We start from the raw sequence: 12,630 nt of genomic DNA, 5'->3' as shown, positions 1-12,630 counted from the left end.
CCGGCCCCGCGCCGCGGGGCTACCGGCCGGGTTGCTGGCCGCCGAGCGCGGTGATCGCGGCGCGGATCTCCTTGGCGAAGACGCTGACCTGGGCGTAGAAGCCGGGGGTGCCGCGGCTGCCGCAGCCGTACCCCCAGCTCGTGATCCCGACCAGCGTCCAGTCGCCCGCGGCGCCCGCCAGCAGCGGGCCGCCGGAGTCGCCCATGCAGGTGGTCTTCCTGTCGTCGCCGGCGCAGATGTGCAGGTCGGGGCGCTCGAAGTCGGGGTCGTCGGCGCACCGGCGGTCGGTGTCGGGGACCAGGGGAAGGTCGACCTCGCGCAGGATCTTCGCCTGGTGCGAGCCGTACGAGGTCATGCCCCAGCCGATCGCCCGGAACGCCGGCGCGGTGTCCCGGCCGGCGTCGTCGGCCAGGCGCGGGTAGTGGGCGGCCCGGTACGGCTGGTCCAGTTTGACGACCGCCCAGTCGGACTTGCGGACGCCGCGGCCGTAGCGGTAGGCCGCGCCGGTGCGGCGCTGGCCGGCGGCCTCGGCGGTGGTGGGGTCGATCCTGCCGATGTCCAGGACGACCCGGTCCGGCTTGCCGTCGCTGGTGGTCTCCAGGAAGCAGTGGGCCGCGGTGACGACGATGTCCGGGGAGACCTGGCTCCCGCCGCACATCGCCACGCCCTTCGGGACGTGCAGTTGAATCCGGGCCATCCACGGGTAGCGGGCGTCGTCGGGGACCTCGGTGCCGCCGACGATCCGGGGCGCCGGCTCGGGCCGGACGGCCACCGGCGGCGCCGCGCCGACGGCCGTCGCGCCGGCGGCCGTGAGGGTCGCCGTGAGGCCGGTGACGAGCGCGGCGAGCAGGGCGTGGCGGACGGGCACGACGCCTCCTTGGCGGGTGGTGGGCGGACGCCCGTGATGTCGTCGCGAGCGATGCCGCGGACGGGGCGCCGCCGGCCGAACCTACCCCCGGAAGGCCGCCGCCCGACAGAGCCACATATCTACATATGCCGCTTGCCCGCGGGCGGGGAATTACATCTGTACAGATGTACGCGGTGGGTTATCACGAATGCTGTCAACGTTCAATGCTGTCTCGCGCCGACCCCGCGGACATACGTTTCACGGCATCGATCAGCGCCACTGTCTTCGCGGTGGCGCGCCGGGTTTGCCCGGCGATCCCGCGACCCACCCGTCGAGGCCAGGAGACGCCACCATGGGCCACCGCACCGGTTCCACCCGCCGAAGAGTCGGATTCGTCATGGCCGCCGCCGTCGCTGCGGCCGTCGTCGGCGGCGGCGCCGCGCACGCGCAGGAGGCCGTCGGGCCGGTACTCGCCGCCGACAGCCCCGCGGCCATCGCCGGCAGCTACATCGTGAAGTTCAGGGACGGCGCCGTCGCCCGCGGCGGGGCCGCGGCGACCGCCGGCCGGATCGCCGACGCGTACGGCGGCCGGGTCGTCCGCACCTACGACGCGGTGTCCGGCTTCCAGTTCGCCGGTACCGCGGGCGCCGCCGCCCGCCTCGCGGCGCACGCCGCCGTCGCCTACGTCGAGCAGGACCAGCGGGTCAGCCTCGACGACCGGCCGGGCCGGCCCGCCGCCCCGTGGGGCCTGGACCGCAGCGACCAGCGCAAGCTGCCCCTCGACGACCGGTACACGCCGACGGGCAAGGGCGGCGCGGGCGTGAACGCCTACATCATCGACACCGGCATCAAGCAGACCCACACGGACTTCGGCGGCCGCGCCGTACCCGGCTTCGACGGCGTGACCAGCGGCGGCGGCGCCGTGGATTGCCACGGCCACGGCACCCACGTCGCCGGGACGACCGCCGGCACCGCGTACGGCATGGCGCCCGGGGCGAAGGTCCACGCCGTCCGGGTGCTGGGCTGCCAGGGCACCGGCGACATGAGCGTCGTCGTCGCCGGCGTCGACTGGGTCACCAAGAACGCCGTCAAGCCCGCCGTGGCCAACATGAGCCTGGGCGGCCCCGTCAGCCAGGCGTCGGACGACGCGGTCCGGCGCGGCATCGCCTCGGGGGTCGTATTCGTCCTCGCCGCCGGCAACGACCGCAAGGACGCCTGCCGCGCGTCGCCCGCCCGTACCAAGGAGGCGATCACGGTCGCGGCGAGCCAGCGGACCGACGCGGCGGCGTCGTTCACCAACTGGGGGAGCTGCGTGGACATCTGGGGGCCGGGCGTCGACATCGTGAGCGCGTGGGGCAAGGGCGACGACAACGCCACCAAGAGCAGCAGCGGCACGTCGATGGCCGCGCCGCACGTGGCGGGCGCCGCGGCGCTGTACCTCGAGGCCAACCCCGCCGCCACCCCCGCCGCGGTCGCCGAGGCCCTGGCGGCCGCCGCGACCCCGGACGTGATCACGGGCGCGAAGGACACGGTCAACAAGCTGCTGTACGTCGGCTCCTGACCGACCGCAGCCGCGTCCCCTCGGGAGCGGGTGCATTCGTTGTCGTCGTGGCGACCACGGATGCACCCGCTCCGCCGGACGGAGCGCCGGCGCGCGGTCGTCAGTGGGGGATGGCGTCGATCAGGTCGCGGGCGCCCTGCTTGAGCAGGGTGAGGGCGGCGGACGTACCGAGGATCAGCGGGTCGCGGTCCCACTCGTGCGCGTCCAGGACGGTCTTGCCGTCGCTGCTGAACACCTGCGCGCGCAGGCCGATCCGGCCGTCCGGCTCGGTCCGGGCGTACCCGGCGATGGGGCTGTTGCAGTGGCCCTGCAGGACGTGCAGGAACATCCGCTCCGCGGTCGTCTCCCGCCAGGTCTCCCGGTCGCCGAGCGGGCTGACCGCCTCGATCGCGGCCGCGTCGTCGGCCCGGCACTGGAGCCCCAGCACCCCGGCACCGATCGGCGGGCACATCGCCTCGGCGGACAGGATCTCGGTGATCCGGTCGGTCCGGCCGATCCGCTCCAGCCCGGACACGGCGAGCAGCAGCGCGTCCGCCTCGCCGGCGTCGAGCTTGGCCAGCCGGCTGTTGGCGTTGCCGCGGATCGGGACGGTCTCCAAGTCGGGGTGCGCCCGGCGGAGCTGGGCCACCCGGCGGACCGCCGAGGTGCCGATCCGGGTGCCGGGCGGCAGGTCGGCCAGCTTCGCCCCGCCCGGGTGGACGAGCGCGTCGCGGATGTCGTCGCGGGCGAGGTACGCGGCGAACGTGGTGCCGGCCGGGACCGGCCGGTCGCCGGGTACGTCCTTCATGCAGTGCACCGCCAGGTCGACCTCGCCGGCGAGCAGCGCCTGGTCGACCTCCTTGGTGAACGCGCCCTTGCCGCCCAGCGCGGACAGCGGCCCGGCCCACCTGTCGCCCGAGGTGGTGATCGGTACGACGGTGGTGTCGATGTCGGGGTGGGCGGCGGCGAGGTCCCGGCGGACCCGGGCGACCTGGGCGAGCGCCATCGGGGAGGAGCGGGTGCCGATGCGGATGAGCCGACGGGCGGGCATGGCCCCCAGGGTAGGCGGCGGCCGATCCGCCCCGGCGCCGAGCCCACCTCCTCACCCGACCGGGTCACCGCCGGGCCGGCCCGGGCAGCCCTACCCGATCGGCGCGGCATCTCGTGTCCCTGACGAACCGACAGCAAGCTGAACTGCGGAAACGTTGGTCAAATATCTATCAGTCCCATATGACATAGCGGTCTACTGGGTGATGCCGGTCACATACCTCTGGGACACCCGCCCGCCACCGCCTATATTTCGGGAATGGATCGAAGCAAGCGTCTCGTACGGCGCCGCTTCATCGACTTCCTCCGCACGTGCAGCAGCGGTTGTTGAGGTCGCCGAGCGGTGCCGACCGGCACCCGTCCGCCCCGCGCACCCGCGGGCGCTGAACCTCCGACCGCCACACCCCTCCGCCGCACCGCCCGCGCACCCCCGCGCCGGCGGCGCCCCGCCGTACCGTCCGCGCGGCCCACCCGGCGCCGCGCCGACCCCGCACACCCGCCGGCCCCGCCGCCAGCGAAGGAGCAGCCGTGAGCCACACCACGCCCCGATCCGACCGCCACCGAGCCCCCCTGGTCCACCGCCGCACCCTGCTGGGCGGCCTGCTCGGCGTCGCCGCCGCCGGCCTCGCCGGCTGCGCCGACGACGACGCCGCGCCGGGCGTCGAGCTGGCCGCGGCCGCGCCGCTGCCGACCGCCGTCGCACCCGACACCGAGCTGGTGATCTCGATCCACCAGACCCGGCGCGCGCTGGAGGCGTCCGGCGAGATCGGGAAGCTGCCGTTCCGGGTGCGGGACTGGCCGAACATCCAGGCCGGGCCGGACGTGATCCAGGGCTTCCGGGCCCGCTCGATCGACCTCGCGTCCAACGCGGGCATCCCGCCGATCCAGGCCCGGGCGATCAATGTGGGCGCGCGGATCGTGGCCGTGCAGACCAAGCGGGCGCCGATCTACCGATTCGCCACCGCGCCGGGCGGCCCGGTCGCCGGCGTCAGGGACCTGCGCGGCAAGAAGATCGGCTTCTCCCAGGGCCAGGCGCAGGGGCTGGTCGTCCTGCGCACGCTCAAGGAGCAGGGCCTGAAGCCGACCGACGTGAAGCTGGTGACGCTGAGCAGCACCCAGTTCCTCGTCGCGCTGCAGAGCAAGCAGATCGACGTCGCGCCGCTGGCCGAGCCGTCGCTGACCAAGTACCTCGCCGAGTACCGCAAGGACGGCGCGACGGCCATCCCGATCACGGCCGTCGACTACCTGACGATCCTGTGGGCGCCGCAGGACGTGCTCGCCGACGCGCGGAAGGCGGCGGCGATCCGGGCGTTCATCCCGTACTGGGCGCAGTCGAAGGTGTGGGCGCACCGGCACCCGCGGGAGTGGATCGACGCGTACTACGTCAAGGACCAGGGGGTGACCGCCGCCGACGGCGCGCGCATCGTCGACGCCGAGGACAAGCCCGCCTTCCCGCGCAACTGGGACCGGGCGCTGGCCTGGCAGCAGGAGTCCGCCGACCTGCTGGTCGCCGGCGGGTTCATCAAGCCGGTCAGGGCCGGCGACCTGTTCGACCGCCGGTTCGAGACCATCGCCGCGGACGCCGTCCCGGCCGAGTACCGGGAGTGAGCATGAGCGTCCAGGCGTACCCGAAGATCGTCGCGCTCCCGACCGCCGGCCGCGCGCCCGCCCGGGCGGCCCGGGTGCGGCGGCGCCGGCTGGGGCCCGGCCGGCGGGTGCCGTACGCCCGCGCGGTCGGCCCGCTGCTGGTCGTCGCGCTGTGGGCCGCGGCCTCGGCCACCGGCCTGCTGGACCCGCGGCTGCTCTCCGCCCCGTGGACCGTCGTCGCCACCGCCGCCGACCTGATCACCACCGGCAAGCTGCACGCCCACGTGCTCGCCTCGCTGCAACGGGCGGTGCTCGGGTTCGGCATCGGCGCGGTGATCGGCACGGCGCTCGCGGTGGCCGCCGGGGTCAGCCGGGTCGGCGAGGCGCTGATCGACGGCCCGGTGCAGATCAAGCGGGCGATCCCGACGATCGGCCTGATCCCGCTGCTGATCCTCTGGCTGGGCATCGACGAGGGCTTCAAGATCGTGCTGATCGCCATCGCGGTGGCGGTGATCATGTACGTGCAGACGCACGCCGGCCTGACCGGCATCGACGCGCGGTACGTCGAGCTGGCCGAGGTGCAGAACTACACCCGCTGGCAGTTCCTCCGGCACGTCGTGCTCCCCGGCGCGCTGCCCGGCTTCTTCGTCGGGCTGCGGCTCGCGGTGACCGGGTCGTGGCTGATCCTCATCACGGTCGAGCAGATCAACGCGCTCAGCGGCATCGGCTACATGATGGCGCAGGCGCAGTTGTACGCGCAGACCGACGTGATCGTCGTCGGCCTGGTCGTGTACGGGCTGTTCGGCTTCACCTCCGACTCCGTGCTCCGGCTGATCGAACGGAGGGTGCTGGCATGGCGCCGCACGCTGACGAGCTGACCGCCGGTACCGGCGTCCGGATCGCGGGCCTGACCCGCCGGTTCGGCAGCCACCTCGTCCTCGACGAGCTGGACCTGGACCTCGCGCCCGGCGAGTTCGTCGCCGTCCTCGGCCGCAGCGGCTCGGGCAAGAGCACGCTGCTGCGGGCGCTGGCCGGGCTGGACCACGCGGTCGAGGGGGACGGCGACCTGCACATCCCGCGCCGCGTCTCGGTGGTGTTCCAGGACTCCCGGCTGCTGCCCTGGCGCCGGGTGCTGGAGAACGTGATCCTCGGCCTGCGGCACGCCGAGGCCCGCCGGCTCGGCACCGAGGCGCTCGCCGAGGTCGGCCTGGCCGGCCGCGAGCGGGCCTGGCCGCACCAGCTCTCCGGCGGCGAGCAGCAGCGGGTCGCGCTGGCCCGGTCGCTGGTCGGCGAGCCCGAGCTGCTGCTGGCCGACGAGCCGTTCGGCGCGCTGGACGCGCTGACCCGAATCCGGATGCACCGGCTGCTGCGCGAGCTGTGCGACCGGCACCGCCCGACCGTCCTGCTGGTCACCCACGACGTCGACGAGGCGGTGCTGCTCGCCGACCGGGTGGTCGTGCTGGACGCCGGCCGGATCGCCGTCGACCTGCGGCTGGAGCTGGCCGGGCGGCGGTCGCCGCGCGACCCGGCGTTCCAGGGGTACCGGGAGCGCCTGCTGGCCGCCCTCGGCGTCGTCGAGGACGGGGTGCCGGCATGAGCCGCCGCCCCGGGCACCTGCACCTCAACGCGTTCCTGATGACCGTCGGCCACCACGAGGCGGCCTGGCGGCTGCCGGCGACCGACCCGCACGCGCACGTCGACATCGGCCACTACCGGCGCCTCGCCCGGACCGCCGAGGCCGGCAAGCTGGACTCGCTGTTCCTCGCCGACAGCCCGGTGCTGCGCAACAACGTCGGCCGGCGGCCGTCCGGCGGGCTGGAGCCGACCGTGCTGCTCACCGCGCTGGCCGGGGCGACCGCGCACATCGGGCTGATCGGGACGGCGTCGACGACGTACAACGAGCCGTTCAACCTGGCCCGCCGGTTCGCCTCGCTGGACCACGTCAGCGGCGGCCGGGCCGGCTGGAACGTCGTGACCACCGCCGGCATCGACGCGGCCCGCAACTTCAACCTGGACGAGCTGCCGGCGCACCGGGAGCGGTACGAGCGGGCGGCCGAGTTCCTGGACGTGGCGATCAAGCTCTGGGACAGCTGGTCCGACGACGCGGTGCTGGCCGACAAGGCCGCCGGGGTGTGGGGCGACCAGGACCGGATCCACCCGGCCCGGCACGCCGGCCGGCACTTCCGGGTGGCCGGCGCGCTGAACCTGCCGCGCTCGCCGCAGGGCCACCCGCTGCTGGTCCAGGCCGGCTCGTCGGCGGACGGCCGGGAGCTGGCCGCCCGGTACGCCGAGGCGGTGTTCACCGCCCAGCAGACGCTCGACGAGGCCCGCGCCTTCTACACCGGGCTGAAGGACCGGGCCCGGGCGCTCGGCCGGGACCCGGCCGCGGTGAGGATCCTGCCCGGCCTGGTGCCGGCGATCGGCTCGACCGAGCGGGAAGCGCTGGCGCTCGAGGAGGAGCTGGACCACCTGATCCGCCCCGAGTACGCCAAGCGGCAGCTCGCGCAGACTCTCCGGGTCCGCCCGGAGGACCTGGACCTGGACCGGGAGCTGCCGGCCGACCTGCCGGGCGAGGACGAGATCGAGGGCGCCAAGAGCCGGTACACGCTCGTGGTCGGGCTGGCCCGGCGGGAGCGGCTGACCGTGCGCCAGCTCATCGGCCGGCTCGGCGGCGGGCGCGGGCACCGCACGTTCGCCGGTACGCCGGAGCAGGTCGCGGACGCGATCCAGCACTGGTGGGACGCGGGCGCCGCGGACGGGTTCAACATCATGGCGCCGGTGCTGCCGTCCGGGCTGGAGGTGTTCGTGGCCGAGGTGGTCCCGATCCTGCAGCGCCGCGGGCTGTTCCGCACCGAGTACACCGGCCGGACGCTGCGGGAGCACTTCGGCCTGCCCCGCCCGGCCAACCGGCACGACACCGCGCGGGCCCCGGTGGCCTGACACCGACCGAAGGAGCAGACATGGTGGAGTACCGGCCGTTCGGCCGCACCGGCGTCGAGGTCAGCACGCTGACCCTCGGCGCGATGAACTTCGGCCCGCGCGGGAACCCGGACCACGCCGACGGCATCCGGATCATCCACCGGGCGCTGGACGAGGGCATCAACGTCATCGACACCGCCGACGTGTACTCGCAGGGCGAGTCGGAGACGATCGTCGGCAAGGCGCTGCACGGCCGGCGGGACGACGTGTTCCTGGCGTCGAAGTTCCACGGCCAGATCGGCGAGGGCCGCAACACCCGGGGCAACTCGCGCCGGTGGATCCACGCCGCGGTCGAGCACAGCCTGCGCCGGCTGGACACCGACTGGATCGACCTGTACCAGGTGCACCGGCCCGAGCCGGGCACCGACTTCGACGAGACGCTGGGTGCGCTGAGCGACCTGGTCCGGCAGGGCAAGATCCGGTACATCGGGACGTCCACGTTCGAGCCGTCGGCGATCGTCGAGGGCCAGTGGATCGCCGACAAGCGCGGGCGGGAGCGGGTGGTCAGCGAGCAGCCGCCGTACTCGATCCTCGCCCGCGGCGTCGAGCGCGAGGTGCTGCCGGTGGCCCAGCGGTACGGCCTGGCGGTCCTGCCGTGGAGCCCGCTGGCCGGCGGCTACCTCTCCGGCCGCTACCACGGGGGCCTGACCGCGCCGATCTCGAAGCGGGCCGACCGCTTCCCGGCCCGGTACGACCCGACCCGGCCGGACAACGCCTCGAAGCTCGCCGCCGTCGAGCACCTGACGGCGCTGGCCGAGGAGGCCGGGTTGTCGCTGATCCACCTGGCGCTCGGCTTCGTCCTGCAACACCCGGCCGTGACCTCGGCGATCATCGGGCCGCGCACGCTGGAGCACCTCGAGTCGGCGCTCGGCGCCGCCAAGGTCGCCCTGCCGGCGGACGTGCTCGACCGGATCGACGAGATCGTCCCGCCCGGCGTCACCCTGAACCCGGCCGACGCCGGCTACCAGCCTCCCTCCCTGACCGAGCCCGCGGTGCGGCGCCGCTGAGCCGGTCCCGACCCGGTCGCCGGCGCGTGTGGACGGACGCGCGCCGGCGACCGGGTTCCCCTGTGCGCGCCGGTGCGGCGTGGCGCGGTATGCTGGTCGATTCGCCCCGAAACATCAGACCTGACGCTTTCGCTATGATCATGGCCGATCCGCCGCGCCGGCCGCCGGCCTGGCCGATCATGATTCGGTGGGCTCCCTGCTCAGTGCGCTCGCGCGGGGCGACAGCCGCCACACGGCTGTCGCATTCGCGGTGATCACGCTGGGTATCGGGCTCGCGGTCACCCTGGTCTCGGCGGACCTGCTGGAAGCGAACCGGGACGGGGTCGCCCGGCAGGTGATGGACCGGCACACCGCGCTCGCCCGGCAGGCCGTCAGCGCCGAGGCCACCCGGTACGTCGACGCCGTCCGCAACGTCGCCGCCGCCGCCGGGTCGCAGACCGACCTGACCCGGGCGGACTTCCAGGACCTGACCGCGCCCCTGGCCGACCAGCAGTTCAGCGGCGCCTCGGCGGTGGTGTTCGTGGTACCCGCGGCGCACGACCGGGTGCGGGCGGTCGAGGCGTTCTGGCGCGGGCGGGGCGCCGGCGGCCTGACCCTGCGGCCGGTCGGCGCGGGCGAGCACATGTTCAGCGTCTTCGAGCGCAACCTGGACGGGACGAACGAGACCGTCACCGGCATCGACGTCACCCAGGCGCCGCAGTCGCGGGCCGCGCTGCTGCGGGCCCAGCGGGCCGACGCGGTGACGGCGTCGGACACGTACCAGCTCCTCCGGGACCGGGACCTGCCGCCCGACCAGCAGCAGCACTCGTTCGTCATCGCCGCGCCGGTGCACAGCCCGGTCGGCGCCGACGGGCGGCGGGCGTTCCGCGGCTGGGTGCTGATGGGCCTGCGCGGGCAGGACTTCATCGAGGGGACGCTGCGCAGCTCGGCCGGCGACCTGCTCGGCGCGACGCTGGTCGCCTCCGGCGCGGCGGGCCCGGAGCCGGTGGCGGCGTACGGCGGGCCGGCCGGCGCCGACCTGAACCGGACCGTGACGATCCCGGTCGCGCAGGAGCAGTGGTCGCTGCGCACGACGGCCCGGTCCACCCGGCTGCCGGGTGGCGGGACGTTCCTGGTCCGGCTGGCGCTGATCTGCGGTACGGCGATCGCACTGCTGCTGTCGGTGCTCGCGTTCATCCTGCTCAGCGCGCGGGCCAGGGCGCTGAGCCGGGTGGTCGAGGCGACCGCCGAGCTGCGCCGCCGGGAGCAGGAGGCGCGGGAGCAGGCCGACCTGCTCGGCACGATCATGGACAGCATCGGCGAGCCGGTGCTGGTGGTCGACCGCGGCGGCGCGCTGGTCCACCACAACGCGGCCGCCCGGGTGCTCGTCGGCGCCGACCCCGGCGCCTGGCCGGCCGGGGACGCCGTCCGGCACCCGGACGGGTCGCCGTTCCCCGAGCCGGAGCTGCCGTGGATCCGGGCCGCCCGCGGCGGCGAGGCCGTCGACCGGGTGGAGCTGACGATCGTCGGCAGCGGCCCGTACGAGGGGGCGGTGCTGAGCGCGAGCGCCCGTGCCCTGCGCTCGGCGGACGCGCCGGGCGCGGTCGCGGTGCTGCGCGACATCACCGCCCGCAAGCGGCACGAGGAGCAGCTCGCCCGGGCGGCCGACCTGCTGGAACGGGAGCTGGGGCAGCGCCGGGAGACCGAGGAGCAGCTCCGCGAGCAGACCGCCGAGCTGGACGCGTTCGCCGGGATCGTCGCGCACGACCTGAAGGCCCCGCTCGCCGCGGTCGCCGGGTACAGCGAGCTGCTCCAGTACGACCTGGCCTCGGGCCTGACCAGCGAGGCCGGGCGGGCGGCCCGGTCGAGCGTCGACTCGATCGTCAACGGCGTGGACCGGATGCGCCGGCTGATCGACAACCTGCTCAGCTACGCCACCGCCCGGGACGCCCCGCACCACCCGGTCCGGGTGGACCCGCGGCTGCTCGTCGACCAGATCGTCACCGAGCGCACCGCGCACCTGCGGGCGGCCGGCGGGGTGCCGCCGGTGATCGAGGTGGTCGGCGAACTGCCGACGGTGCGCGGGGACCCGGCGATGGTCCGGCAGCTCCTGGACAACCTCATCGGCAACGCGGTCAAGTACACCGCGCCGGGCCGCCCGGCCGCGGTGACGGTGTCCGGCGGCCCGCGGCCGGACGGGACGGTCGAGCTGGTGGTGGCGGACCGGGGCATCGGCATCCCGGCCGACCAGGCCGACAAGGTGTTCCAGACCTTCCACCGGGCGCACCCCGGCACCGGGTACCAGGGCACCGGTCTGGGCCTGGCGATCTGCCAGCGGATCGTCCAGCGGCACGGCGGGAGCATCCGGGTGGAGCCGAACCCCGGCGGGGGCAGCCGGTTCCGGTTCACCCTGCCGGCTGCCGGGAACCGCCGGACATTGCCCGTTATTGACTGACTACAGGCTGTTTCAATTGGCATCGAGTGGCGATTGAAACCCTTCAAGATTGCTTCTGGTTTCCGACGTTGTCGGTAGTCGGCGGGCTCTCTCACGGTCACGCGGGGTGATACTCGGTGCTTCCCCGGCAGCAAGGAATCGACAATGACCGAAACGTTGGCCCGACCTTTGGATCGGGAACTAGAGCAGGTACTCCGTACCGGTCCGTTCTCGGTCGCCCTGCACCTGGCGATCGAGTGCCGCGGCTGGAGCCTCGAGCGGATCCAGCAGGAGCTGCTGGCCCGCGGCATCGGGCTGAGCCTCAGCACGCTGAGCTACTGGCGACGCGGCCGAAGCCGTCCCGAGCGGCCCATCTCGATGCGGGCCGTGCCCGTGCTGGAGGAGCTGCTCAAGCTCCCCGGCGGATCCCTGTCCGCCCTGCTCGACGTGCCGCGGCGGCCGCGCGGCCGCTGGCTGGACCGGACGGTGCCGAGCCTGCCGCCGCAGCGGCTGTGGCCGGCGCCGGAGGGGCTGAACCGGCTGTACGCGCAGCTCGCCGTCCCGCCGCAGGACCACCTGCTGCGGGTGTCCATCCACGACGAGTACCGGCTCGGGCCGGACCGCCGGTGCCGCTCGCTGCGCACCCGGCTCGTGGTGCTGGCGCTCGCCGACCGGGTGTCCCGGTGCCGGGTCGTGTACTGGTGCGAGGAGCCCGGCGCCGACCGGCCGGTCATCGGCCGCACCCGGTACTGCCGGCCCGGCCGGCTGCGCGCCGACCCGGAGACCGGCTTCTCGGTCGCCGAGCTGGTGCTCGACCGGGTGCTGGAACGGGGCGAGTACGCCACGCTGGACTACGAGATCGTCCCGCCGCCCAGCGACGCCGTGATCGACGAGTACGTCCGCCGGCACGCCCTGCCGATCCGGGAGTACTCGCTGTCGGTCGACTTCGACCAGGCGGCCCTGCCGGCGCGCTGCTTCAAAGTGGACCGCCGGTCCGCGGACACGCACGCCGACGAGGGCGAGGAGCTGTGGCTGGGCACGTCCGGCACGGCCCAGATGGTCACGGTCGACGCGCCGCCCGGCCTGGCCGGGATGCGCTGGGAATGGGAGTGAGCAAGGGCTGAACGCCGTGGGGCCCGGTCCGCGAACGGACCGGGCCCCACGTCTCGGTCGGGACGGCGCCCCACTTGACCCGCCGAGTCCGGAGAGA

At 74.5% G+C, this 12,630-nt stretch carries 10 protein-coding genes; 8 read left to right on the top strand and 2 right to left on the bottom strand.

The annotated features are described in order from the left end of the window. Nucleotides 1-19 precede the first annotated feature (19 nt). A complete protein-coding gene (locus tag IEY94_RS20715; protein ID WP_189171904.1) occupies nucleotides 20-868 on the bottom strand; it encodes a S1 family peptidase in 849 nt (282 codons plus the stop codon). A gap of 376 nt (nucleotides 869-1,244) precedes the next feature. Here IEY94_RS20715 and IEY94_RS20710 point away from each other — a divergent pair, with 376 nt between their 5' ends. Beyond that, nucleotides 1,245-2,408: a S8 family peptidase gene (locus IEY94_RS20710; RefSeq protein ID WP_189171903.1), complete on the top strand. Its 1,164-nt coding sequence runs from the start codon at nucleotides 1,245-1,247 to the stop codon at nucleotides 2,406-2,408. Nucleotides 2,409-2,508: 100 nt separating this feature from the next. Here the strand turns inward: IEY94_RS20710 and hemC are convergent, their stop codons facing one another. Continuing rightward, nucleotides 2,509-3,438: a hydroxymethylbilane synthase gene (hemC, locus tag IEY94_RS20705; protein WP_189171902.1), complete on the bottom strand. Its 930-nt coding sequence runs from the start codon at nucleotides 3,436-3,438 to the stop codon at nucleotides 2,509-2,511. Nucleotides 3,439-3,962: 524 nt separating this feature from the next. Between hemC and IEY94_RS20700 the strand changes: the two genes are divergently transcribed. From IEY94_RS20700 to IEY94_RS20670, 7 genes are all read left to right on the top strand, one after another. Continuing rightward, the gene (locus IEY94_RS20700) at nucleotides 3,963-5,042 is read left to right on the top strand and encodes an ABC transporter substrate-binding protein (protein ID WP_189171901.1); all 1,080 of its coding nucleotides are present in this window, start codon (nucleotides 3,963-3,965) and stop codon (nucleotides 5,040-5,042) included. Between the two features lie 2 nt (nucleotides 5,043-5,044). Further along, the gene (locus IEY94_RS20695; protein WP_189171900.1) at nucleotides 5,045-5,899 is read left to right on the top strand and encodes an ABC transporter permease; all 855 of its coding nucleotides are present in this window, start codon (nucleotides 5,045-5,047) and stop codon (nucleotides 5,897-5,899) included. Beyond that, a complete protein-coding gene (locus IEY94_RS20690) occupies nucleotides 5,875-6,618 on the top strand; it encodes an ABC transporter ATP-binding protein (RefSeq protein WP_189171899.1) in 744 nt (247 codons plus the stop codon). The genes IEY94_RS20695 and IEY94_RS20690 overlap by 25 nt, the downstream gene beginning before the upstream one ends. Continuing rightward, nucleotides 6,615-7,961, top strand: a complete 1,347-nt coding sequence (locus tag IEY94_RS20685) for an LLM class flavin-dependent oxidoreductase (RefSeq protein ID WP_189171898.1) — start codon at nucleotides 6,615-6,617, stop codon at nucleotides 7,959-7,961. The genes IEY94_RS20690 and IEY94_RS20685 overlap by 4 nt, the downstream gene beginning before the upstream one ends. A 20-nt stretch (nucleotides 7,962-7,981) precedes the next feature. Next, a complete protein-coding gene (locus IEY94_RS20680; protein WP_189171897.1) occupies nucleotides 7,982-9,007 on the top strand; it encodes an aldo/keto reductase in 1,026 nt (341 codons plus the stop codon). A gap of 250 nt (nucleotides 9,008-9,257) precedes the next feature. After that, complete coding sequence (locus IEY94_RS20675; RefSeq protein ID WP_189171896.1) at nucleotides 9,258-11,441, top strand: ATP-binding protein; 2,184 nt, start codon at nucleotides 9,258-9,260, stop codon at nucleotides 11,439-11,441. A 144-nt stretch (nucleotides 11,442-11,585) separates the two neighbouring features. After that, on the top strand, nucleotides 11,586-12,533 hold the full coding sequence (locus IEY94_RS20670; protein WP_189171895.1) for a helix-turn-helix domain-containing protein: 948 nt from the start codon (nucleotides 11,586-11,588) through the stop codon (nucleotides 12,531-12,533). Nucleotides 12,534-12,630: the final 97 nt, after the last annotated feature.

Origin of the sequence: Pilimelia anulata (assembly GCF_014647895.1) — a bacterium.
Lineage (GTDB): Bacteria > Actinomycetota > Actinomycetes > Mycobacteriales > Micromonosporaceae > Pilimelia > Pilimelia anulata.
This window is presented reverse-complemented; position numbering and strand designations above follow the sequence as displayed.